Raw genomic sequence first — 22,523 nt, forward strand, 5'->3', positions numbered from 1 at the left:
CCCTGGGCCTGTTCATCGCCGTCCCGTTCGTCGCCTTCCTCGCCGCGATCCCCGTGGCGTGGGGCGGGTGGCTGGGGTGGAGCGACGTCGTCATCACGTTCGTGATGTACGGCCTGACCCTGCACGGCGTGACCGTCGGCTACCACCGTCTCTTCACCCACAAGTCCTTCAAGCCCAACCGGACCGTGAAGATCACGCTGGCGATCCTCGGCTCGATGGCGATCGAGGGTCCGGTGATCCGGTGGGTGGCCGACCACCGCAAGCACCACAAGTACTCCGACAAGGACGGCGATCCCCACTCGCCCTGGCGCTACGGCAACAGCCTGCGCGGGCTGACCAAGGGCTTCGTGTGGGCCCACGTCGGCTGGCTGTTCGACCCCGAGCAGACTCCGATCGACAAGTACGCGCCCGACCTCGCCAAGGACCGCGACCTGGTCCGGATCTCGCGCACCTTCTGGGTGTGGGTGCTGACCTCGATCCTCCTCCCGCCCGTCCTCGGCGCCCTGCTCACCTGGTCCTGGCAGGGCGCGCTGACCGCGTTCTTCTGGGGCACCGTCGTACGCATCGGCCTGATCCACCACGTCACCTGGTCGATCAACTCCATCTGCCACACCCTCGGCGAGCGCCCGTTCGCCTCGCGCGACTTCTCCGGCAACGTGTGGTGGCTCGCGATCCCGTCGGGCGGCGAGTCCTGGCACAACCTCCACCACGCCGACCCCACCTCCGCGCGCCACGGCGTGAAGCGCTTCCAGTTCGACACCTCCGCCCGGATCATCTGGGCGCTGGAGAAGCTCGGCTGGGTCCGAGACGTCCGCTGGCCCAGCGCCGAGCGGATCCGCTCCAAGACCGTCACGCCGGCCGGCTGAGCGCGACTTGGCTCCGGGTGGGTGTGCGTGTGCGGTCGGGCGCGACGCGCCGGCTGCCACAGCCGCGAACAACGTGTGACAGCGCACGCCACCATCCCGAGCCTCGGGCCGAGTCCGGCGCGGCCCGGCCGACGCCCTACCCTTGAGCGCGTGTTGCGCATCGACCAGGCGACGTACGACGCCATCGTGGAGCACGCCAAGCGGGACCACCCGGTCGAGGCGTGCGGGATGGTCGTGGGCCCGATCGGGAGCGACCGGCCCGAGCGGCTGATCGAGATGGTCAACGCCGCCGGCAGCCCCACGTTCTACGAGTACGACTCGACGGACCTGTTCCAGCTCTACAGGCAGATGGACGAGCGCGACGAGGAGCCGGTGGTGATCTACCACTCGCACTCCGCGACCGAGGCGTACCCCAGCGTCACCGACATCAACCTGGCCAGCGAGCCCGGGGCGCACTATGTGCTGGTCAGCACGCGCGAGCACGGGAATAACCCGGGCCCCGTGGAGTTCAGGTCCTACAGAATCATCGACGGCGTCGTGACCGAGGAAGAGGTCACCGTCGCTGGCACCCGTGCCGACGCCGTCGCCCCTGCAGAGGAGAGCAGCTGACATGGCCATCGAGGTCCGGATCCCGACCATCCTGCGCACCTACACGGGTGGTGAGAAGGCCGTCGACGCCGAGGGTGCGAGCCTGAGCGCCCTCATCGACTCGCTCGAGGCCAACCACCCCGGCATCAAGGACCGGCTCGTCGAGGACAAGGACGGCAGCATCGAGCTGCGCCGCTTCGTCAACGTCTACATCAACGACGAGGACGTCCGGTTCATCGGCAGCCTCGACGCCGAGCTCTCCGACGGCGACCAGGTCGTCATCCTGCCCGCCGTCGCCGGCGGCCAGTGACCCGCTACGACAGCCTCCTCGCCTCCGTCGGCGGTACGCCGCTGGTGGGGCTGCCGCGACTGTCGGCCCCGTTCAACGCGAGCGGTGGCGAGGGCGCCCCGCAGGTCCGGATCTGGGCCAAGCTCGAGGACCGCAACCCGACCGGCTCGATCAAGGACCGCCCGGCCCTGAAGATGATCGAGGAGGCCGAGAAGGCCGGGATCCTGCGTCCTGGCTGCACGATCCTCGAGCCGACCTCCGGCAACACCGGCATCTCCATCGCGATGGCCGCCAAGCTCAAGGGCTACCGCACCGTCTTCGTGATGCCGGAGAACACCTCCGAGGAGCGGCGCCAGCTGCTGCGGATGTGGGGCGCCGAGATCATCTCCTCGCCCGCGGCCGGCGGGTCCAACGAGGCCGTCCGGGTCGCCAAGCAGGTCGCCGCCGAGCACCCCGACTGGGTGATGCTCTACCAGTACGGCAACGCCGCCAACGCCCTCGCGCACGAGGAGGGCACCGGCCCCGAGCTGCTCGCGGACCTGCCCTCGATCACCCACTTCGTCGCCGGCCTCGGCACCACCGGCACGCTCATGGGGGTCTCCCGCTTCTTCCGCCGCGCCAAGCCGGACGTCAAGATCGTCGCCGCCGAGCCGCGCTACGGCGAGCTCGTCTACGGCCTGCGCAACCTCGACGAGGGCTTCGTGCCCGAGCTGTACGACGCCGAGCTGATCGACAGCCGCTTCTCGGTCGGCCCGCGCGACGCCGTACGACGCGTGCGCGAGCTGCTCGAGCTCGAGGGCATCTTCGCCGGCATCTCCACCGGCGCGATCCTGCATGCCGCGCTCGGCCAGGCCGCCAAGGCGGTCAAGGCCGGTGAGGCCGCCGACATCGCGTTCGTGGTGGCCGACGCCGGCTGGAAGTACCTCTCCACGGGCGCCTACGAGGGCACGATCGACGAGGCCGAGGACCGGCTCGAGGGCCAGCTCTGGGCATAATCGCGCGGTGCGACTACTTCTCGGACTGCTCATCGCCGTCTCTGCGAGCCTCGTGGTCCCCGCCCCCGCGGAGGCCGCGGCGGACCTGCCGCCGCTGACCCAGGTGCAGGCGTCGTCGTACGACGGGAAGCGGAAGTACGGCCGCACCCTCGAGGTCGACCCCGGCGCCTGGTCGCCCGCTCCGGAGCGGATCGGCTACCAGTGGCTGCGCGACGGCGTGCCGATCCCGGGCGAGGTGGGACGCAGGTACCGGATCGCGCCCGCGGACGTCGGTCACCGCCTCGACGTCGCGATCGTCGTGGGCGCCACCGGGTACGCCGACACGGCGACCCAGCTGCCCGTCGGCCGGATCAAGCACCGGGTCGGCGTGCGCCGTACCGTCCGCTACAGCGTGCGGGTGCGCGGCCACGTCGGCGGCGCCGACGTCGGGGAGTTCCGCCGCCTCGCCCAGGAGACCTACGACGACGCCCGCGGCTGGCGGGCGAGGGGAGTGCGGTTCAAGCGGGTCCGCCACGGCGGCGCGTTCACGCTGTGGCTCGCCCAGGCCCGGCAGGTGCCGGGCTTCTCCGGCGCGTGCAGCGCGCAGTGGTCCTGCCGGGTCGGTCGCAACGTCGTCATCAACGTCGATCGCTGGCGCGGCGCGTCACCGGCCTGGATCCGGGCCGGCGCCTCGCTGCGCGACTACCGGCACATGGTGGTCAACCACGAGACCGGCCACTGGCTCGGCTACGGGCACGCGTCGTGCCCGCGTCGCGGCGCGCTGGCGCCCGTGATGATGCAGCAGTCGAAGGGCACCGGCGGGTGCCGCCTCAACCCCTGGCCGACCGAGCGCGAGCTCGGCCGGCGCTGAGCCGGGGTCTCACTTCCAGTCGAGGTCCTGGGCGCTGTTCCACAGGCTGTCCGGCAGGGGGTCGACGCCGAGGATGTCGAGGCTGGCGTTGGCGACCTCGCCGTTGCGGATCGGCTGGGGCGCGGCGCCGAAGCCGGGGCGGGCGCGGCCCGGCTTCGCGCGGTCCGGGTTGAGCGCGTAGAGCTCGGCGTGCGTGACTCCGGCGCCCCAGAAGGCGAACGGGACGCGGTAGTTGTCGCGGTGGGTCCTGGTCGTGTGGTTCCTCGTGCCGGGGATGCCGCCGTGGTCGGCGGTGAGAACGATCACGGTGTTGTCGCGCAGCGACGGGGTGGCCTCGACCTGCGCCATCACCCGCCCGATCAGCTTGTCCATCTTGGCGACCGCACGCAGGTACTTCGCCGACATCCAGCCGGCGTGATGCCCGACCTGGTCCGGCTTGCCGAGGTGGAGGAACGAGAACGACGCGGGGGCGGTCCCGAGGTCGGCGAGCAGCGCCTTCACGACGGCGCCGTTCCTCTCCACCTCGATGACGTTCTTGTCGACGGCCTTGGGCCACGAGCGCTCGAAGAGCCAGAACTTCGACTTCGTGGCGTAGACCGCGGTCGTGCCGCCCGCCTCGTGCACCCCGGTGAACACCGACCCGACCTCGCGGCCGGCGGCCTGCTGCACCGTCTTGGTCACCTTGTCGTCGTTCCAGGTGACGCCGTGGCCGCCCTTGCTCGCCTTGATCCGGCGCCCGGTCACCATGCTGGTGTGGTTGGGGAGGGTCACGGTCATCTCGAGCTGGGTGCGGGCGTCGACCGTCCCGGCGCCCTCGTCCTTGATGATGCGGTGCAGGTTGGGCGTGCCGGTGCGGCCGAGCCTCTTCAGCGCCCGCGGGTTCAGGCCGTCCACGGAGATGGCGATCACGTGCTTGTCGTTGACCGTGGCGCGGCCGGCGGCGGGGCGCTCGGCGGACGCGGTTCCAGGATCGGCGAGTCCGAGGCCGGCGAGAGCGGCGGCGACGGCAACGGCCAGGGCAGCAGGACGGCGCAGGGAGATCACCCGAGGCAGCCTACGTCGCGCCCCGGTGCGAGACGTGATCTCGGTCCCGCAATGCCGACGGCGGGCACCCCGACGCCGTAGTCTGACCGGGTGCGGCAGGCGAACCATCCCGACGGTGTCGTCGGTGTCGACCCCGATGCGCCGATCGGGATCTTCGACTCGGGCTTCGGCGGCCTCACCGTGGCGCGGTCGGTGATCGACCAGCTGCCGCACGAGTCGATCACCTATGTCGGCGACACCGCCCGCCAGCCCTACGGTCCCAAGCCGATCGGCGAGGTGCGCGAGTACGCCCTCGAGTGCCTCGACCACCTCGTCGACCAGGGCGTCAAGGCGCTCGTCATCGCCTGCAACTCCGCCTCGGCCGCCATGCTCCGCGACGCGCGCGAGCGATACGACGTCCCGGTGGTCGAGGTGATCTACCCGGCCACCCGGCGGGCCGTCGCGGCCACCCGCAACGGCCGGATCGGCGTCATCTCGACCCGCGCCACCGCCGAGTCGATGGCCTACGACGACGCCTTCGCCGCAGCCCCCCAGATCTCCCTGACGACACGCGCCTGTCCGCGCTTCGTCGACTTCGTCGAGGCCGGGGTGACCGGCGGCGACGAGCTCATCGCCGTGGCCCACGACTACCTCGACCCGCTCACCGAGCTCGGCATCGACACCCTGATCCTCGGCTGCACCCACTACCCGCTGCTGACCGGCGTCATCTCCTACGTGATGGGCGACGACGTCACGCTGGTCAGCAGCGCCGAGGAGTGCGCCAAGGACGTCTACCGGATGCTGGCCGACACGGGCCTGATGAGGCCGACCGGCGAGCCGTCGTACACCTTCACCACGACGGGGTCCCCGGCGGAGTTCGAGACGATCGGGCGACGGTTCCTGGGACCCGAGCTCGTCGCGGCAGGTCAGTTCGCAGGGGGTCTGGCATGAGTGAGGACAACGGTGAGATCGCGCCGGAGACGACGGTCCTGCGGGTCCCGCCCGCGGAGCGCTCGGTGAAGGTGACGGTCGTCGGCTGCTCCGGGTCCTACCCGGGCCCCGACTCGCCGGCGAGCTGCTATCTCGTCCAGGCCACCGACGCGCTGCGCACGTGGAGCCTGGTGCTCGACATGGGCAACGGCGCGCTCGGAGCCCTCCAGCGCTACGTCGATCCGCTGCAGGTCGACGCGGTGTTCATCAGCCACCTGCACGCCGACCACTGCGTCGACATGACCAGCTACTACGTGCTGCGCAAATACCACCCGACCGGCTCTCAGCCGAAGATCCCCGTCTGGGGCCCGAAGGGCACCGCCAAGCGGCTCGCCAAGGCCTACGACCTGCCACGCAAGCCGGGCATGAAGGAGGAGTTCTCCTTCCGTGTGTACGACGAGCCGATCGAGATCGGCCCGTTCCGCATCGAGCCCTACGAGGTCGACCACCCCGTCCCGGCGTACGGCCTGCGGATCTCCGCCTTCGGCAAGGTCCTCGCCTACAGCGGCGACACCGGGCCCACGCCGGCGCTGCTCGACATCGCCGCCGACGCCGACCTGTTCCTGTGCGAGGCGTCCTTCCGCTCCTGTGACGACAACCCGCCGAGCCTCCACCTCACCGGCGCCGAGGCCGGCGAGGCGGCGACCAAGGCGGCGGTGAAGCGGCTGGTGGTCACCCACGTGCCGCCGTGGCACGACGCGCAGACCATCTTCGCCGAGGCCGAGTCGGCGTACGACGGCCCGACCGAGCTGGCTGCCCAGGGCACCGTCTACGTGCTCTAGCCGTTCGTCCCGGCGGCGACCGGCAGGTGCACCGTCACCCGCAGCCCGCCCCCGGCGCGCGGCTCGAGGTGCAACGTGCCGTCGTGGGCGTCCACGATGCTCCGGACGATCGCCAGGCCGAGCCCGACGCCGGAGTGGTCGCCGCGGATCCGCGCCGAGCCGCGCTGGAAGGGCTCGACCAGGGTGGCGACCAGGTGGGGCGCGAGCGCGGAGCCGGTGTTCTCGACGGTGAGGACGGCGTCGTGGCCGCGGACGGCGGTGGCGACCCACACCGAGCCGCCGCCGGGGAGGTTGTGGACGACCGCGTTGTGCACGAGGTTCGTCGTCATCTGCAGCAGCAGGGCGTCGGAGCCGATCGTGGTCGCGGGGTCGCCGGTCGTCCCGATGCCGACTCCGCGCCTCTCGGCGAGGGGGAGCAGCGTCTCCGCGGCCTCCTCCGCGAGCAGCGACAGATCGACCGGTCCGCGGGCGAAGGAGCGCCGGTCCGCCCGGCTGAGCAGGAGCAGCGCCTCGGTCAGATCGATCGCGCGGCCGTTGACGACCGTCAGCCGCTCGACGAGCTCCCGCTGGTCGTGGTCCGGGTCGTTGCGCGCCACCTCGAGCAGGGTCTGCGTCACGGCGAGCGGGGTCCGCAGCTCGTGGGAGGCGTTGGCGGCGAACCGCTGCTGCTCGGCCACCTGCGCCTCGACCTGCCCGAGCATGGTGTCGAAGGCGTCCGCCAGCTCGCGGAACTCGTCGCGCGGGCCGTCCATGCGGATGCGGTGCGCGAGGGACCCGCGTCCGGCCAGGCGGGTCGCGTCGGTGATGCGGGCCAGCGGAGCGAGCATCCGCCCGGCCAGCAGCCAGCCTCCGACGAGACCGAACATCAGCAGGAAGGCCAGCACCAGCGTCGCCTTCGGGACGAAGGCCTCCTGCAGGTCGGAGCGACTCGGGACGTTGGGACCCGGCCGGCCGCCCCCCGCTGACACGAACTGCGGATTCTCCGGGACGTACCGGAGCAGGAACACCCATACGACGGCCAGGAGCAGCACGCCGGCGACCATCAGGAAGCCCGCATAGCTGAGGGTCAGCTTGAGCCGGACGCTCAGCCTGAATCCACCGATTTGCCGCTGCTGCGCGCCACCAGATGGAGCGTCGCCTGCGTCGCCGACGCTCGACAGACGCCCAGTCCGGCTTCGCGCCGGACGCCTTGGCGCCGCACTCATCTGGTCACGCTCGCGACGCGGCAAATCGGTCGATTCAGGCTCAGCCCGGGCGCCCTATCCACCGTCGGCTCCCTCGATGCGGTAGCCGACGCCCGGCACCGTCGCGATCACCCACGGCTCCCCGAGCCGCTTGCGCAGGGCCGAGACGGTGATCCGCACGGCGTTGGTGAACGGGTCGGCGTTCTCGTCCCAGGCGCGCTCCAACAGCTCCTCGGCGCTCACCACGCCGCCCTCGGCGGCGACGAGGACCTCCAGGACGGCGAACTGCTTGCGGGTGAGGGCGACGTACCGACCATCGCGGTAGACCTCGCGCCGGAACGGGTCGACCCGCAACCCGGCGAGCTCGCGCACGGGAGGACGGTGATGGCCGCGCCTGCGGTCCAGGGCACGCAGCCGGAGCACCAGCTCCCGCAGCTCGAACGGCTTGGTCAGGTAGTCGTCGGCGCCCAGCTCGAACCCGGACGCCTTGTCGTCGAGCCGGTCCGCGGCGGTCAGCATGATGATGGGCAGAGCGCTGCCCGACGCGACGATCCGGCGCGCCACCTCGTCGCCCGTCGGACCGGGGATGTCGCGGTCGAGCACGGCGATGTCGTAGCCGTTGACGCTCAACAGCTCCAGGGCCGTGTCGCCGTCGCCGGCGATGTCCGCCGCGATCGCCTCGAGACGCAGACCGTCGCGGATGGCCTCGGCCAGGAAGGGCTCGTCCTCGACGATCAGCACGCGCATAGCGTTCTCGATGCTAGTGGGGACAGGCATATCGCCGGCGTATGCGAAACCGGATACGCCGCCGCAACGCGACCCTTCCTTGACTGGGTGCATGGTCGCCAACACACACCCCCGCACCCCCGACGGCACCACGGCCCGCACCACGGTCCGCACCACGGCGCGCTTCCAGGTGGCGACGTCGACCGTCGCCGCTGTCGCCGCCGTGGCGTTGACCGCGGTGACCCTGATCGGCATCGTCCAGCTCCAGAGCCCGCGGTCGACCTCGGTGGTGTCCTCCGGCGAGACCGACCCCGCCCTCGCCCGCCTGGACCCTGCCCTGCTCGCGGCCTTCCGGCGCGCCGCCGAGGACGCCGCGGCCGACGGCGTCGAGCTGCGTGTCAACAGCGGCTGGCGCTCGGTCGAGGAGCAGGAGCGGCTGCTGCGCGAGGCCGTCCGGAGGTACGGCTCGCGCGAGGAGGCCGCCCGCTGGGTCGCCACGCCGGCGGCGTCCAGCCACGTCACCGGCGACGCGATCGACGTCGGCGGCCCCGGCGCCACGGACTGGCTGGCCGTCCACGGATCGTCCTACGGCCTGTGCCGGATCTACGACAACGAGCCGTGGCACTACGAGCTGCGCCGCGCCGCCATCACCGACGGCTGCCCCGACCGGTACGCCGACGCCGCAGCGCGGTCCGACGGTTGAGGTACGACGAGCGCGGCGTGGCCGGTGGCTTCGCGGCTCGGCCGCGGGCGGCTCGCACCTCGACCCCCGGCTCTCAACCGCGCCCTCGCTCCTCGGCCGCGTCGCGGATCGTCAGCGCGATCTGGACCCGGTTGGTGGTGCCCAGCTTCTCGAACAGGCGCGACACATGCCCCTTGACGGTCGGGACGGACAGGTGGAGCTCGGCCGCGATCTCGGCGTTGGACAGGCCACGCCCGACGGCTTCGGCGACCTCGAGCTCCCGTTCGGTCAGGCGGTCCAGGCGCCGGCGGGCGTCGGCGGCGCGGCTGTCGCCGGTGTCGCTGCGGACCCGTTCGATGAGGGTGCGGGTGACCGACGGCGAGAGCATCGGGTCGCCGTCGGCGACCTTGCGGAGGGCGGCGACGATGTCCGGGGGAGCGGTGTCCTTGAGGAGGAAGCCGTCGGCTCCGGCGGCGAGCGCCCCGACCACGTAGTCGTCGGCGTCGAAGGTCGTCAGCACGATCACCCGCGGCGGCTGCGGATCCGCGTGGAGGATCCGGGTGGCGGCGAGGCCGTCGAGGACGGGCATCCGGATGTCCATCAGCACCACGTCCGGCCTCAGCTCGCGCGCGAGGGCGATGCCCGCGCGGCCGTCCGCGGCCTCGCCCACGACGGCGATGTCGGCCTGGCCGCCGAGCATGAGGGTCAGGGCGGAGCGCACCAGCGGGTCGTCGTCCACGACGAGGACGCGGATCTGGTCGGTCATGACGCCTCCTCGTGGCCGGGCTCGGCCGCCCACGGTAGCCAGGCGCGCAGGTGGAACTGGTCGACCGCGCCCGCTGCCTTCGAGTGAGCGATGCCGTGGGACAGCGTGCCGCCGCGCAGCTCGGCCCGTTCGGTGAGGCCGACCAGTCCCAGCCCGGCGCCGGGGGTTCGGCTGGGCCCGAAGCCGACCGCGTTCATCAGGACCACCTCGACGCCGTCGTCCGGCGAGCCGCCGATCCGGATCCGCAGCGTCGCCGCGGGCGCGTGCTTGGTGGCGTTCGTGATGCCCTCCTGCACGATCCGGTAGACGGTGCGTCCCACGACATCGGGCAGCTCGCCGCCGTCGACCAGGACGTCGTCGTACTCGATGGTGGCGCCGGCGGCGCGGGCGTCGGCCACGAGCGCGGTGAGGTCGGCGTACGTCGGCTGGGGACCGGTGAGGGGACCGGCAGCGTCGCTGCCGTCGACGTCGCGGAGCACGCCGAGCACCTCGCGCAGGTCGGTGAGCGCCTCGTGCGCCTTGGCCTGGATGACGGCGAGGCTGCTGCGCATCTGATCGGCGGAGAGGTCCTCGCGGAAGGTCAGCGCGCCTGCGTGCATCGAGATCTGGGAGATCCGGTGGGCGAGCACGTCGTGCATCTCGCGGGCGATCCGGGCGCGCTCGGTGGTCCGGGCCTGGACGGCGCGCAGGTCGCGCTCGGCCTCGGCCGTCTCCGCGCGCTGGCGCAGGGTCCAGATCAGCTCGCGGCGCGAGCCGATGAACATGCCCCACGCCAGCATGGCCGTGGCGACCGCGACGGTGAACGTCATGGTCAGCCACCACGGATCGGTGTCCTCGATCGGCTGGAGGGCGTAGTAGGCGGCGCTCAGCGTCACGTTGAGCACGCCCACGGCGATCACCTGCCACCACTGGCGGCGCGTGGCCAGGGAGACCACGGCGAGGGTGGACGGTCCGGCCGACAACGAGCTGAACGGCGCCGCGAGCAGGCACAGCACCGCGATGGTGAGCGGCCACCGCCGGCGGAAGGCGGCGAGCACGAAGGTGACCAGACCCAGACCCAGGTCGATCCAGAACAGGACCGGCTGCCGGTCGAGCTGGTCGTCGAACACCGGCGACCACACCAGGAGCCCGATCGCCAGGGCCAGGAGATAGCGCCACAGCTGGCTGTACCAGCGCAGCCGCGGCTGGTAGTCCGCGGCCTGGTCCATGACTCGAGGCTACGGCTCGGCCGGCCGGCGGGGGGAGGGCCCCGGGACAGGGACGATCCCTACTTTGGTCGGGGCGACTCGCGACGTCCGTTCGATGTGCGGCTTCGCCCGGTCGGGCAGGCTGGGGCCATGATCACCGTCGATCGACTCACCAAGACCTACGGCGCGTTCACCGCCGTGGACGACGTCAGCTTCGTGTGCCAACCCGGCCGGGTGACCGGCTTCCTCGGACCCAACGGTGCCGGGAAGACCACCACGATGCGGGTCATGGTCGGCCTCACCCTGCCCACCCGCGGCGAGGTCACCATCGGCGGCCTGCGCTACCACGACATCCCCAACCCGGGCCGCCACGTCGGGACCCTGCTGGACGCGTCCGCGCAGCACGTCGGCCGCACGGGACGCGAGATCCTCGCCATCGCCGCCCAGACGATGGGCCTGCCGAAGACCCGGGTCGACGAGATGCTCGCTCTCGTCGGGCTCAACGACGACGAGGCGGGGCGCCGGCTGCGCAACTACTCGCTCGGCATGAAGCAGCGCCTCGGCATCGCCCACGCCCTGCTCGGAGACCCGTCGGTCCTCATCCTCGACGAGCCCGCCAACGGCCTCGACCCGGCCGGTATCCGCTGGATGCGCGGCCTGCTCAAGGGGTACGCCGACCGCGGCGGAACGGTGCTGCTGTCCAGCCACCTGCTGCACGAGGTCGAGCAGGTCGCCGACGAGATGATCCTGATCGGCAGGGGCAGGATCGTCGCCCGCGGCGACCGGGAGTCGCTCCTCGCGGGCGCCAACGGCACCCCGGTCACCCTGGTCACCTCCCTCGACAACACCGCGCTCGGCGCGGCCCTCACCCATGCCGGGCACGCGGTCGAGCCGGTCGGTCCGGGCCTGCGCGTGCAGGCCAGCCCCGAGCAGGTCGGTCGCACCGCCCTCGGCGCCGGCGTCGTCCTGACCGATCTCCGATCCGGCGGCGCCGGACTGGAGGACCTCTTCCTCGAGCTCACCTCGGCCGACGCCCGCGAGGCCGTCGCCGGGCTCGCCGCCCCCACCACCGGAGGTCTCCCCGCATGAACACCCCCCTCGCTCCCACTCTCGACGTCTCCAGCACTCCGCGGACGCCGCTGAGCCGCCTGGTCGGTGTCGAGATCCGCAAGGCGATCGACACCCGCGCCGGGTTCTGGTTCGCCAGCTCGATCGTCGGCCTGGTCCTGGTCGTCCTGTTGATCTACACCCTCGCCGCACCCGACGCGGCGAAGAACTTCGGGGACATGCTGCAGGTGGCCGGGGGGGTCCTCGGCTACTTCCTGCCGATCCTGATCATCATGCTGGTCACCGGCGAGCAGTCCCAGCGCAACGGGCTGGTGACCTTCACCCTCGAACCGCAGCGCTCCCGTGTCGTCGCCGCCAAGTTCCTGGCCGGCATCGCTCTCGCCGCGACGGTGATGGTCCTGGCGTTCCTCATCGCGCTGGTCTTCACCGCCGTCGCGGCGGCGACCGGCGCCACCCCCGAGTGGTCCGTCGAGGGCAGTCTGCTGTTCAACGGCTTCGTCCTGGCCAACCTGATCGGCATCTTCGTGGGCTTCGCCATCGCCATGCTGCTGATGAACACGCCGGCGGGCATCGTCGCCTACTTCGTCTACAGCCTGATCCTGCCCATCGCGGCCGGCATCCTCAGCGCTCTCAGCTCCGGGTTCGAGAAGATCGCGCCCTGGATCGAGTTCAACACCGCACAGACCCCTCTGTTCACCGGTGACTACCAGCCGTCGGGCGAGGAATGGGCCCAGCTCGTCGTCACCGGGACCCTGTGGCTCGTCGTACCGCTGGTCCTGGGCACCCTGCGGCTGCTGCGGATCGAGTTCAAGTGATCCGGTAGCGCCGAGGTCGCGTCGTCGGCCGGTCGGTAGGTTGCTCCCCATGAGCACCCGCGAGGACGGCCGCGCCGACGACGAGCTGCGCCCGATCAGGATCACCCGCAACTGGCTCGACCACCCGGCGGGCTCGGTCCTGGTCGAGTTCGGCCGGACCCGCGTGCTGTGCGCGGCCTCGGCGTCGGAGGGCGTGCCGCGCTGGCGCAAGGGATCGGGCCTCGGCTGGGTCACCGCGGAGTACGCCATGCTCCCGGCCGCCACCAACACCCGCTCGGACCGCGAGTCGGTCAAGGGCCGCATCGGCGGGCGCACCCACGAGATCAGCCGGCTGATCGGCCGCTCGCTGCGCGCGGTGATCGACTACAAGGCGCTGGGCGAGAACACCATCCAGCTCGACTGCGACGTCCTCCAGGCCGACGGCGGCACCCGCACCGCCGCCATCACCGGTGCGTACGTCGCCCTCGCCGACGCGTGCGCGAAGCTCAACGTCCCCGCCGCCCTCACCGGGTCGGTGGCCGCGGTCAGCGTCGGCATCATCGACGGCGTGCCCCGGCTGGACCTGCCCTACGTCGAGGACGTCCGCGCCGAGACCGACATGAACGTCGTGATGACCGGCGACGGGAAGTACGTCGAGGTCCAGGGCACCGCCGAGGGCGTCGCCTTCGACCGTGCCGAGCTCGACGCGCTGCTCTCCCTCGCCGAGAAGGGCTGCGCCGACCTGACCCGGCTGCAGCAGGAGGCCCTCGTCCGTGCCTGACGCGCCCCGCGTGCTGGTCGCCTCCCGCAACGCCAAGAAGCTCGAGGAGATGCGCAGGATCCTCGTCGAGCACATGACGGCCGTCGCGGTCGTCGGTCTCGACGACGTGGCGGCCTACGACGAGCCGGTCGAGGACGAGCCGACCTTCGAGGGCAACGCGCTGCTCAAGGCCCGCGCGGGCGTCGCGGCGACCGGTCTGCCCACGCTGGCGGACGACTCGGGACTGTGCGTCGACGCGCTCAACGGGATGCCCGGCGTCCTGTCGGCACGTTGGTCCGGCCCGCCGCCGGGCTCGAAGGAGGGGCAGGACGAGCGCAACAACGAGCTGTTGCTCGCCCAGCTGCACGACGTCCCGGACGAGCGCCGTACCGCCCACTTCGCGTGCGCCGTCGCCCTCGTCCACCCCGACGGGCGCGAGCTCGTGGTCGAGGGCCGCATGGACGGCCGGGTCATCCGCGAGGTGCGGGGCAGCGGCGGCTTCGGGTACGACGTCCTCTTCGTCGCCGACGACCGTCCCGGCCCGACGACCGCCGAGCTGTCCCGCGAGGACAAGGACGCGATCTCGCACCGCGGCAAGGCGCTGCGCGAGATCGCGCCGCTCGTGGCGCAGCTGCTGTCCTGACGCCTCGACCTGGCTGTGTGCGCCCGGTGAGATTCGAACTCACACTGGTACGGACCTAAACCGCATGCCTCCTGCCAGTTGGGCTACGGGCGCTCGGCCCACACCCTAGGCCCCGTTCGATTGCCGCCCGGGGTGGACCCGGGCAGGATCGTCGCATGGCCATCGACCTGGGCGCCCTGACCGCGATCTACGAGGACCTGCACCGCCACCCCGAGCTCGGCCGGCAGGAGCACCGCACGGCCGGGATCGTGGCCGAGCAGCTGCGCGCCGTCGGGTACGACGTCACCACCGGCGTCGGCGGGACCGGCGTCGTCGGCGTGCTCGAGCGCGGCAGCGGGCCGACGGTCCTGCTGCGCGCCGACATGGACGCGCTGCCGGTCCTCGAGGAGACCGGCCTGCCCTACTCCAGCACGGCGACGGCGACCAACGCCGAGGGCGAGACGGTCCCCGTGATGCACGCGTGCGGACACGACGTGCACACCACCTGCCTGCTCGGCGCGGCGGCCGCGCTGGCCGACGACGCCGGTTGGCGGGGCCGGCTGCTGCTGGTCTTCCAGCCCGACGAGGAGGGCGGCAGCGGGGCGAGGGCGATGGTCGACGACGGCCTGTTCGAGCGATTCGGCACGCCGGCCGTCGTGCTCGGGCAGCACGTGGCGCCGATCCCGGTGGGTGTCCTCGGAGTCCGGTCCGGACCGGCCTTCGCGGCGTCCGACACCCTGCGGATCACGATGCACGGCGTGGGCGGTCACGGCTCGCGTCCGGAGGCGACGGTCGATCCGGTCGTGATGGGTGCGGCGCTCGTGCAGCGGTTGCAGACGGTCGTGTCGCGCGAGGTCGCGGCCACCGACACGGTCGTCGTCACCGTCGGCTCCTTCCACGCGGGCGTCGCCTCCAACGTCATCCCGGACGCGGCGGTGCTCGGGCTGAGCATCCGGACCGCCGACGAGCGGGTGCGGGCGAAGGTGCTGGCCGCGGTGGAGAGGATGGCCCGGGCCGAGGCCGCCGCGGCCGGCGCCCCCCGGGAGCCCACGATCGAGGTGCGCGACTCCTTCCCGCCCGTCGTCAACGACGCGGCGGCCTGCGAGCAGGTCCGGACGGCGTTCGCCGCCGCGTCCCGCTGGCTCGTGGTCGATCCCGGGCCGGTGACCGGGAGCGAGGACGTCGGCATCCTGGCCACCGCCGCCGGCGCACCGTGCGCCTACTGGCTGCTCGGTGGCGCGGACCCGGCGCCGTTCGCGGGCGCTACGACCGCCGAGGAGATCGGCAACGTCGTCGCTGATCTGCCCTCCAACCACTCGCCGCGCTTCGCCCCGCTCGCCGGCCCCACGCTGGAGTCGGGCGTCGCGGCGCTGGTGACGGCGGCGCGGTCCTGGCTCGTCTGAGCCAGGGCAGCTCTCACCCTGCTCTCACCCTGCTCTCACTCGGTCCACTGCCAGCTGCCGAGGATCTCCTCGAACTCGGTGAGCACGTCGTCGTCGCCGTCCTTGAGCGAGACGGTGATCGAGTACGCCGTGTCGCCGCTGATCACGAGATAGGAGCGCTGCGCGACCTCGACGCCGCCCTCGTTGGTGCGGCTGATGTCCACGCCGAGGGCCGTCTCGCCGCCGATCGTCGTGTCGTCGATCTCGGTGGTGGAGGCGGTGTCGTCGCCGTCGGTCAGCGCGGTCTGCCAGTCGTCCTTCAGGTCGTCGGGGTCGGTGCTGCCGTAGGCCGACTGCGTCTCGACGATCACGTTGGCGCGCGCGGTGTTGAAGGTCGCGCCCCAGATGAAGACCCGGTCGAGCGTGGTCAGGCCGGGGTTGTCGGCGACGAAGTCGTCGGTGCCGTCCTTCCAGCCTTCGGGCAGCTGGGCCTCGTAGCCGGTGCCGAAGGCATTGGCATCGGTGCCGGCGCTGCTCTCGTCACTGGCCTCGTCGCTCGCCTCGTCGCTCGTCTCGTCCGTGGACTCGGCGGTCTTCGACGACGAGTCGTCGGCCGCCTTCTCGTCGTCGCTGCCCGCGACGGCGAGGATGCCGATGATGCCGGCCACGACGACCACGAGGGCGACGGCGATGGCGGCGACGATGAACCCGGTGCTGGATTTCCTGCTCGGCGGCGGCGGCGGGACCCACGGGCCCTGGCCCGGCGCCGGGTACGACGGGGGGCCGGGCTGATGGACGGACTGGCCGGGCTGATGGACGGGCTGATGGACGGGCTGGACGGGCTGATGGATCGGCGAGGTCACCGGCGGCTGCAGGGGAGCGGTCCCACCGGGGCCGTGGCCGGGCGGCGCCGCCGTACCGGCGTCGGGGTCGAGCCCGTCGACGAGCGACTCGGGCACCTTGCCGAGCGCGAACCCGAGGACCGCGATCGCCCACTGGCAGCCGCGGACGTCGGCGCTGCCGCGGTCGCGGGCCAGGCGCTGTCCGGCCGACTCGACGGCGTGGGCGGGGGCGGCTCCGCTGTCGAGCATGGTGACGAGCCCGTCGAGGGCGCCGAGCCGGACCGCGTCGGTGAGCAGGTTGATGGTGCCGCTGGACGCCTGCCCCTCGTCGAGGTAGTCGTCGAGCGAGCCGCGGAACGCGGTGGCGTCGCCGAAGAGGGCGGTGCCGTGGTCGCGGGCGAGCTCGGCGAGCGACTGGTGGAGCTTCATCGGTGTCCTTCGGGTGCGGGCAGTGCGGGAAGGGTCAGGCGGGCGCGACGGGGAGGCCCAGGTCCTTGCGGAGCTTCGCGACGTGCCCGGTCGCCTTGACGTTGTACTGGGCGAGCTCGACGGTGCCGTCGGGGTCGACGACGAAGGTCGAGCGGATGACGCCCTCGACGACCTTGCCGTAGAGCTTCTTCTCGCCGTACGCGCCGTAGGCCCGGTGGACCGCGAGCTCGGGGTCGGCGAGCAGGGTGATGGTGAGGCCGTCGCGCTCGCGGAACTTGGCGAGCTTGGTCGTGGTGTCCTTGGAGATGCCGACGACCGTGTAGCCGGCGCCCTGGAGGGCGTCGAGGGAGTCGGTGAAGTCGCACGCCTGCTTGGTGCAGCCGGGCGTCATCGCCGCCGGGTAGAAGTAGACGATGACCTTGCGACCCTCCTGCAGGAGGTCGTAGAGGTTGACCTCGTCGCCCTGGTCGGAGGCGAGGGAGAAGTCGGGGGCGCGGTCACCGGGGGACAGCCTGGCCTGGTCGCTCATCGGGGGTGGCTACCTCTCCTGACGGGCAGGTGCTGTTGCAACTGCTATGCAATAAGATGGGTCGTGCTCGTGACCATCTAACTACCCCGGTGCGGTCCGTCCGAACACCGGATCGAGGCAGGTGCCCCCTCATGCACGTCCCTGACGGCTTCCTGGACGCGCCGACCTCCGTGGCGACCGGCGTGGTCGCCGCGGCCGGCGTCGGGATCGCATTGCGCAAGGCGCGAGCCGAGCTCGACGACCGCACCGCGCCCATGGCGGGCCTGGTCGCCGCGTTCGTCTTCGCCGGCCAGATGATCAACTTCCCCGTCGGCGCCGGCACCAGCGGCCACCTCCTCGGCGGGGCGCTGGCCGCCGTGCTCGTCGGGCCGTGGACCGGGGCGCTGTGCATCAGCGTCGTCCTCCTCGTCCAAGCCCTCTTCATGGCCGACGGCGGCCTCACCGCCCTCGGCACCAACATCACCCTCATGGGCCTGGTCGGCGTGTTCGTCGGGTACGCCGTCTTCCGCCTCACCCTGGCCGTGCTGCCGCGCAAGGTCGGCTCGGTGCCCGCCGCCGCCGGGCTGGGTGCGCTGGTCTCCGTGCCCGCCGCCGCGGGCGTCTTCACGCTGCTGTTCGCGGTCGGCGGCACCGCCGACGTCGCCGTCGACAGGGTGCTCGCCGCGATGCTGGGCTGGCATACGGTGATCGGGATCGGCGAGGCCGTCGTGACCGGCCTGGTCGTCAGCGCGGTCGTCGCGTCGCGGCCGGACCTGGTCCACGGCGCCCGGGGCCTGGCCCGGCCCACCTCGCTGCGCACCGAGCCGGTGGGGGAGGTCGCGGCATGACGACCCGCCGCTTCCTGCTGGCCGGCCTCCTCGTCGCCCTGCTCCTCGCCGGCTTCGGCAGCTACTACGCCAGCAGCCATCCCGACGGTCTCGAGTACGTCGCCGGCGAGACCGGCTTCGGCGACACCGCGAAGGACCCGGTCGACACCGGCAGCCCGTTCGCCGACTACGGCACCTCGGGCGTCGACGACGAACGGCTCAGCGGCGGCATCGCCGGTGTCGCCGGGGTCGGTCTCACCCTCCTGATCGGCGGCGGACTGTTCTGGACGCTTCGCCGTCGCGAGACCCGGGCCTGACGACGAGATGGGCGCCGGACACGGACACCGACTGCACTTCCACGCTCACTCCGTGGTCCACCGGGCGCCGGCCCACTTGAAGATCCTCCTCCTGCTGGCCTTCGTGCTCACGGTCGTCGCGACCCCGCGCGAGTGGTATCCCGTCTTCGCCGGCTACCTCGCCCTCCTCCTCGGCGTGGTCCTGCTGGCCCGGGTCCCGCTGACCTACCTGCTGCCGCGGATGGTGGTCGAGGTCCCGTTCCTGCTGTTCGCGGCGCTGATGCCCTTCGTCGCCGAGGGCCCGCGCGTCGTCGTACCCCTCGGCGCCTGGGACGTCTCGGTCTCGGAGTCGGGCCTGCTGGCGGCCTGGGGCCTGGTCGCCAAGGGCACCCTCGGCGTGCTGGCCTCGCTGACGCTCGCCGCGACCACCGAGCCCACCGACGTGCTCCGCGGGCTGCAGCGGCTGCGGCTGCCCGACCTGCTGGTGCAGATCATGGGCTTCATGATCCGCTACCTCGACGTGGTCACCGGCGACCTGGGCCGGATGATCACCGCGATGCGCTCGCGCGGCGTCGACCCGCGCTCGCCGCGTCACTGGCCCGCGCTCGCGCGCACGCTCGGCGCCCTGTTCGTGCGCTCCTACGAGCGGGGGGAGCGGGTCCACCTCGCGATGCTCTCCCGCGGGTACGACGGCCGGCTGCCCGGAGACGCGCGATGACGCCCGTCCTCGACGTCCGCGACCTCGCCTTCGCCTATCCCGACGGCCACCAGGCGCTCTTCGGCGTCGACCTGCACGTCCACCGGGGTGAGCGGGTCGCCCTCCTCGGGCCCAACGGCGCCGGCAAGACCACCCTCGTGCTCCACCTCAACGGCATCCTCTCGGGCGAGACCGGGCACGGCGAGGGCAGCGTCAGCGTGAGCGGGCTGCCGGTGACCAAGAAGAACCTGCTCGAGATCCGCCGCCGGGTCGGCATCGTCTTCCAGGACCCCGACGACCAGCTCTTCATGGGCTCCGTGCGCGCCGACGTCGCCTTCGGGCCCGCCAACCTGGGACTCAGGGGCGCGGCCCTGGAGCAGCGGGTGATGGACGCGCTCGACCGGGTCGGCATGGCCGACTTCGCCGACCGGCCGCCCCACCACCTCTCCTTCGGGCAGCGCCGCCGGGTGGCGGTCGCGACCGTGCTGGCCATGGAGCCGGAGATCCTCGTGCTCGACGAGCCGAGCTCCAACCTCGACCCGGCGTCGCGTCGCGAGCTGGCCGACATCCTGCGCGGCCTCGACGTCACCCTCCTGATGGTCACCCACGACCTGCCCTACGCGCTCGAGCTGTGCTCCCGCTCCGTGGTGCTCAGCGACGGCCGCGTGGTGGCCGACGGGACGACGTACGGCGTGCTCACCGACGACGCCCTCATGCATGCCCACCGGCTGGAACTCCCCTGGGGCTTCGACCCGCGTGCGGTCCCGGTTGATAGCCTGCCCGGGTGAGTGAGACTCCCTCTGACATCGAGCGCGAGATCGAGGAGGCCCGTGAGCGCCTCGCGGGCACGATCGACCAGCTGCTGTACCGCTCGCACCCCAAGACCATCATCGGCCGCGAGGTCGCCCAGGTGAAGGCGCACTACGTCGACGCCGCGACCGGTGAGCCGCGCACCGACAACATCCTCAAGACGGTCGGCGGCGTCGTCGGCGTGATCGCGCTCTTCGTCGTCCTGCGCAAGATCACCCACTGAGTCCTGCCCCGAGGTTGAACGCTCCCGTGTCCGACAAGACCCCCATCAAGATGCTGCACGACCGCATCCTGTGCGAGGCCGACGCCGAGGCCGGGGAGCGCCGGTCCTCCGGTGGCATCGTGATCCCCGCGACCGCCGCGATGGGCGCCCGCCGGCTCGCCTGGTCGAGGGTGGTCGCCGTCGGGCCGCACTGCCGCTCGGTGGTGACCGGCGACAAGGTGCTCTACGACCCGGACGACAAGGCCGAGGTCGAGGTCTCCGGCGAGGTGTACGTCGTCATGCGCGAGCGTGACATCCACGCCGTCGCAGCCGAGCGCCTCGGCGACGAGGCCGCCGGCCTCTACCTGTAGGGCCACGGCCGGCGGAGCACCGGCGGAGGGAGGACAGCGGTGGCCAACGCCCCGGGACGGGACCAGCGGGGACCCATGGAGCGGCTGGTGCGCATCGCCGCCACGCTGCAGGCCTATCCGCAGGCCGGGGTCGACGCCGACCGGCTCAACCGGATCGCCGGGTTCCCCGACACGCCCGGCCACGACCAGCTCAAGCGCGACATCCGCCACCTCGAGAACCAGGGCTGGCGCATCGAGAACATCGCCCCGCCCGGGGAGACGGCCGTCTACCGGATGACGACCGTCGACAACCGCCTGCGGGTGCGCCTCTCCCTCGACCAGCAGGCCGCTCTGCGGCGCGCGGTGCTGCTCGCCGACGGCGGTGACCTCGTCCAGCGCCTCGGGCTCGTGGGCGACGGCGCCGCGGCGCCCTCCTCGGGCGTGTCCGCGGCGGTCCGGACCGCCGCCCCCGAGGCGTTGCAGCAGGTGATCGACGCGGTGCGCGAGCAGCAGGTGCTCCGCTTCGGCTACAAGGGTGTCGCGCGCGTCGTCCACCCCGAGTCGGTCCGCAGCCAGAACAGCGTGTGGTACCTCCGCGCCGTCGAGGACGCCGACCTCGCCGAGCCTGACGGCACTGCGCAGCCGGCCGAGCCGGTCGTCAAGACCTTCGTCGTGTCGCGGATGAGCGACGTCGAGGCCGACGAGCCGCGCAGCGCCCGTCCGCTGCCGCAGGTGCGCCACACCGCCCTGCACCCGATGTCGTGGGAGATCGACCCGCCGGTCGAGGTCACCCTGCGCGCGCGGGCCGGCTTCGAGCCCGACGTACGCCGCTGGCTGGGTGAGCCGCTCGACGTCGAGCCCGACGGCGACGACGTGCTGCTGCGCTACCGCGTCACCCACCGCTCCGCGCTGCACGCGCGCCTGGTCGAGCTCGACGACCGGGTCCGCGTCGAGGGGCCGCCGGAGGCGCGCGCGGAGCTCATCGCGTTCCTCGCGGCCGCGCGCGGGGGAGAGGCGGCGTCATGACCACCGTGCCGAGGTACGTCAGCCGGATCGCCCGGCTGCCCGAGGTCTTCGCCCGCCTCGCCGCCAGTCCGGACGGCCTCGCGCTGCGCGACCTCGCCGCCGCGTTCGACACCACCGTCGCCGAGCTCCGCGAGGACCTCCTGGCCTTCTACACCGCCGATGTGGGCGGCGTGTGGGGTCTCTCGCGGCCCGAGGTGCTGGAGTTCCTCGGCCCCGACGGCAGCACCGAGGACCCCGGGACCGCCGACATCGTGCGGCTCGTGTCCGAGAGCCCGATCGACCTCGGCGTCGAGTACGTCGACGCCGGCGAGCTCGCCCGCGTCCATGCCGCCGCCCAGGCCCTGCTCGAGATCGAGCCCGACAACGCAGAGCTCGCCGCGGCCCTGGACGTGCTCGCGCGCACCATGTTCGGCCAGGCCGCGGCCGGCGACGCGCCGCGGACGGTCTCCGACGGGCTGCTGCCGCAGCTGCGCCGGGCCCTGGACGAGCGCAGCGTCGTGCGGATCGTCTACTCCCGCGCGTGGGATCCCGGCGTCACCGAGCGCGACATCGAGCCCTACCGCCTGGTGCAGACCCGGCGGGGCTGGGAGGTCGACGCCGGGCCGGTCGACGAGCAGGGACGGATCCGGACCTACCTGCTCTCCAACATCCGCTCGGTCGAGCTGCTCGAGCGCCCCTTCGTCGTCCCCGAGGACGTCGCTGAGCTGCTGGCCGGCCAGCGCGCCACGACCCGGGTCCGGGTGCTGCTGCCCCAGGAGTCGCGCTGGGTCGCGGACTTCTACGCCGAGCAGGTGACGCTCGTCGAGGACGACGAGCGCGATGTCGTGGTCGACCTCGAGCTGCTGCCGCCGGTCGAGGACCGGGTCGGCCGCCTGCTGGTCACGGCCGGGCCGACCGCGACGGTCCTCGACCCGCCGGAGCTCGACACCGCCGGCGTCGTCCTCGCCGAGGAGCTGCTGCTCCACCACGCCACGTAGCGACT

The 22,523-nt window shown here is 72.3% G+C and carries 28 protein-coding genes and 1 tRNA gene; 21 read left to right on the plus strand and 8 right to left on the minus strand.

Going from position 1 to position 22,523, the window contains the following annotated elements; genetic code table 11:
* The 5 genes from FHP29_RS16685 to FHP29_RS16705 all read left to right on the plus strand — a co-directional run.
* On the plus strand, positions 1-866 hold an 866-nt coding region (locus FHP29_RS16685), incomplete at its 5' end, for an acyl-CoA desaturase (protein ID WP_139624313.1).
* Positions 867-1,016: 150 nt separating this feature from the next.
* Positions 1,017-1,475, plus strand: a complete 459-nt coding sequence (locus tag FHP29_RS16690) for a M67 family metallopeptidase (RefSeq protein ID WP_139624009.1) — start codon at positions 1,017-1,019, stop codon at positions 1,473-1,475.
* A gap of 1 nt (position 1,476) precedes the next feature.
* A complete protein-coding gene (locus FHP29_RS16695) occupies positions 1,477-1,764 on the plus strand; it encodes a MoaD/ThiS family protein (protein ID WP_139624010.1) in 288 nt (95 codons plus the stop codon).
* Positions 1,761-2,738 (plus strand): PLP-dependent cysteine synthase family protein, encoded by a 978-nt coding sequence (locus tag FHP29_RS16700; RefSeq protein WP_139624011.1) that lies wholly within the window; start codon positions 1,761-1,763, stop codon positions 2,736-2,738. Before FHP29_RS16695 ends, FHP29_RS16700 begins: the two co-directional genes overlap by 4 nt.
* A gap of 7 nt (positions 2,739-2,745) precedes the next feature.
* Positions 2,746-3,588, plus strand: coding sequence for a DUF3152 domain-containing protein (locus tag FHP29_RS16705; RefSeq protein ID WP_158296608.1), 843 nt, complete (start codon positions 2,746-2,748; stop codon positions 3,586-3,588).
* Positions 3,589-3,597: 9 nt separating this feature from the next.
* Here FHP29_RS16705 and FHP29_RS16710 read toward each other — a convergent pair whose 3' ends face one another.
* Positions 3,598-4,632 (minus strand): alkaline phosphatase family protein, encoded by a 1,035-nt coding sequence (locus FHP29_RS16710; RefSeq protein WP_158296609.1) that lies wholly within the window; start codon positions 4,630-4,632, stop codon positions 3,598-3,600.
* A 90-nt stretch (positions 4,633-4,722) separates the two neighbouring features.
* On the opposite strand from FHP29_RS16710, the gene murI reads away from it, so the two are divergent.
* Both murI and FHP29_RS16720 read left to right on the plus strand, forming a co-directional pair.
* Complete coding sequence (murI, locus tag FHP29_RS16715; RefSeq protein WP_139624014.1) at positions 4,723-5,562, plus strand: glutamate racemase; 840 nt, start codon at positions 4,723-4,725, stop codon at positions 5,560-5,562.
* Positions 5,559-6,383 carry an MBL fold metallo-hydrolase gene (locus tag FHP29_RS16720; protein WP_240044556.1) on the plus strand — a complete coding sequence of 275 codons (825 nt, stop codon included), beginning with the start codon at positions 5,559-5,561 and terminating at the stop codon, positions 6,381-6,383. The genes murI and FHP29_RS16720 overlap by 4 nt, the downstream gene beginning before the upstream one ends.
* On the opposite strand, the gene FHP29_RS16725 is transcribed toward FHP29_RS16720, so the two are convergent.
* Positions 6,380-7,414: a sensor histidine kinase gene (locus FHP29_RS16725; RefSeq protein ID WP_275669453.1), complete on the minus strand. Its 1,035-nt coding sequence runs from the start codon at positions 7,412-7,414 to the stop codon at positions 6,380-6,382. The two genes, FHP29_RS16720 and FHP29_RS16725, sit on opposite strands and share 4 nt — an antisense overlap.
* Positions 7,415-7,642: 228 nt before the next feature.
* Positions 7,643-8,314 (minus strand): response regulator transcription factor, encoded by a 672-nt coding sequence (locus FHP29_RS16730; RefSeq protein WP_139624315.1) that lies wholly within the window; start codon positions 8,312-8,314, stop codon positions 7,643-7,645.
* A 91-nt stretch (positions 8,315-8,405) separates the two neighbouring features.
* Here FHP29_RS16730 and FHP29_RS16735 point away from each other — a divergent pair, with 91 nt between their 5' ends.
* Entirely contained in the window at positions 8,406-8,996 is a 591-nt protein-coding gene (locus FHP29_RS16735; RefSeq protein ID WP_139624016.1) for a M15 family metallopeptidase, read from the plus strand.
* Positions 8,997-9,069: 73 nt separating this feature from the next.
* Here FHP29_RS16735 and FHP29_RS16740 read toward each other — a convergent pair whose 3' ends face one another.
* Both FHP29_RS16740 and FHP29_RS16745 read right to left on the minus strand, forming a co-directional pair.
* Positions 9,070-9,741 carry a response regulator gene (locus tag FHP29_RS16740; protein ID WP_139624017.1) on the minus strand — a complete coding sequence of 224 codons (672 nt, stop codon included), beginning with the start codon at positions 9,739-9,741 and terminating at the stop codon, positions 9,070-9,072.
* Positions 9,738-10,949, minus strand: a complete 1,212-nt coding sequence (locus FHP29_RS16745; protein WP_139624018.1) for a sensor histidine kinase — start codon at positions 10,947-10,949, stop codon at positions 9,738-9,740. Before FHP29_RS16745 ends, FHP29_RS16740 begins: the two co-directional genes overlap by 4 nt.
* Before the next feature lie 129 nt (positions 10,950-11,078).
* On the opposite strand from FHP29_RS16745, the gene FHP29_RS16750 reads away from it, so the two are divergent.
* From FHP29_RS16750 to rdgB, 4 genes are read left to right on the plus strand one after another with little or no spacing between them, the layout of a single operon-like run.
* Entirely contained in the window at positions 11,079-12,017 is a 939-nt protein-coding gene (locus FHP29_RS16750) for an ABC transporter ATP-binding protein (protein WP_139624019.1), read from the plus strand.
* Entirely contained in the window at positions 12,014-12,811 is a 798-nt protein-coding gene (locus FHP29_RS16755) for an ABC-2 transporter permease (RefSeq protein WP_139624020.1), read from the plus strand. Before FHP29_RS16750 ends, FHP29_RS16755 begins: the two co-directional genes overlap by 4 nt.
* Positions 12,812-12,860: 49 nt before the next feature.
* Entirely contained in the window at positions 12,861-13,571 is a 711-nt protein-coding gene (rph, locus tag FHP29_RS16760) for a ribonuclease PH (RefSeq protein WP_139624021.1), read from the plus strand.
* Positions 13,564-14,193 carry an RdgB/HAM1 family non-canonical purine NTP pyrophosphatase gene (gene rdgB, locus FHP29_RS16765; RefSeq protein ID WP_275669454.1) on the plus strand — a complete coding sequence of 210 codons (630 nt, stop codon included), beginning with the start codon at positions 13,564-13,566 and terminating at the stop codon, positions 14,191-14,193. The genes rph and rdgB overlap by 8 nt, the downstream gene beginning before the upstream one ends.
* An 18-nt stretch (positions 14,194-14,211) precedes the next feature.
* Here rdgB and FHP29_RS16770 read toward each other — a convergent pair.
* A tRNA-Leu gene (locus FHP29_RS16770) sits at positions 14,212-14,286 on the minus strand.
* Between the two features lie 62 nt (positions 14,287-14,348).
* On the opposite strand from FHP29_RS16770, the gene FHP29_RS16775 reads away from it, so the two are divergent.
* Positions 14,349-15,575 (plus strand): amidohydrolase, encoded by a 1,227-nt coding sequence (locus FHP29_RS16775; protein ID WP_139624022.1) that lies wholly within the window; start codon positions 14,349-14,351, stop codon positions 15,573-15,575.
* Between the two features lie 35 nt (positions 15,576-15,610).
* Here FHP29_RS16775 and FHP29_RS21820 read toward each other — a convergent pair whose 3' ends face one another.
* The gene (locus FHP29_RS21820; protein WP_158296610.1) at positions 15,611-16,825 is read right to left on the minus strand and encodes a hypothetical protein; all 1,215 of its coding nucleotides are present in this window, start codon (positions 16,823-16,825) and stop codon (positions 15,611-15,613) included.
* A 34-nt stretch (positions 16,826-16,859) separates the two neighbouring features.
* Complete coding sequence (gene bcp / locus FHP29_RS16785; protein ID WP_139624023.1) at positions 16,860-17,354, minus strand: thioredoxin-dependent thiol peroxidase; 495 nt, start codon at positions 17,352-17,354, stop codon at positions 16,860-16,862.
* Between the two features lie 131 nt (positions 17,355-17,485).
* Between bcp and FHP29_RS16790 the strand changes: the two genes are divergently transcribed.
* The 8 genes from FHP29_RS16790 to FHP29_RS16820 all read left to right on the plus strand — a co-directional run bounded on the left by FHP29_RS16790 (position 17,486) and on the right by FHP29_RS16820 (position 22,518).
* Positions 17,486-18,181: an energy-coupling factor ABC transporter permease gene (locus FHP29_RS16790; RefSeq protein ID WP_192904036.1), complete on the plus strand. Its 696-nt coding sequence runs from the start codon at positions 17,486-17,488 to the stop codon at positions 18,179-18,181.
* Complete coding sequence (locus FHP29_RS22070) at positions 18,178-18,477, plus strand: PDGLE domain-containing protein (protein WP_192904037.1); 300 nt, start codon at positions 18,178-18,180, stop codon at positions 18,475-18,477. Before FHP29_RS16790 ends, FHP29_RS22070 begins: the two co-directional genes overlap by 4 nt.
* A gap of 52 nt (positions 18,478-18,529) precedes the next feature.
* The gene (gene cbiQ, locus FHP29_RS16795) at positions 18,530-19,174 is read left to right on the plus strand and encodes a cobalt ECF transporter T component CbiQ (protein WP_240044558.1); all 645 of its coding nucleotides are present in this window, start codon (positions 18,530-18,532) and stop codon (positions 19,172-19,174) included.
* Positions 19,171-19,941, plus strand: coding sequence for an energy-coupling factor ABC transporter ATP-binding protein (locus FHP29_RS16800; protein ID WP_139624025.1), 771 nt, complete (start codon positions 19,171-19,173; stop codon positions 19,939-19,941). The genes cbiQ and FHP29_RS16800 overlap by 4 nt, the downstream gene beginning before the upstream one ends.
* Positions 19,938-20,186 carry a DUF3618 domain-containing protein gene (locus FHP29_RS16805; protein WP_139624026.1) on the plus strand — a complete coding sequence of 83 codons (249 nt, stop codon included), beginning with the start codon at positions 19,938-19,940 and terminating at the stop codon, positions 20,184-20,186. The genes FHP29_RS16800 and FHP29_RS16805 overlap by 4 nt, the downstream gene beginning before the upstream one ends.
* Before the next feature lie 26 nt (positions 20,187-20,212).
* A complete protein-coding gene (locus FHP29_RS16810) occupies positions 20,213-20,536 on the plus strand; it encodes a GroES family chaperonin (protein ID WP_275669455.1) in 324 nt (107 codons plus the stop codon).
* A 75-nt stretch (positions 20,537-20,611) separates the two neighbouring features.
* Positions 20,612-21,541 (plus strand): WYL domain-containing protein, encoded by a 930-nt coding sequence (locus FHP29_RS16815; protein ID WP_139624027.1) that lies wholly within the window; start codon positions 20,612-20,614, stop codon positions 21,539-21,541.
* A complete protein-coding gene (locus tag FHP29_RS16820) occupies positions 21,538-22,518 on the plus strand; it encodes a helix-turn-helix transcriptional regulator (RefSeq protein WP_139624028.1) in 981 nt (326 codons plus the stop codon). Before FHP29_RS16815 ends, FHP29_RS16820 begins: the two co-directional genes overlap by 4 nt.
* The last annotated feature ends 5 nt before the right edge of the window (positions 22,519-22,523 follow it).

The organism is Nocardioides albidus (assembly GCF_006335005.1).
GTDB lineage: Bacteria > Actinomycetota > Actinomycetes > Propionibacteriales > Nocardioidaceae > Nocardioides > Nocardioides albidus.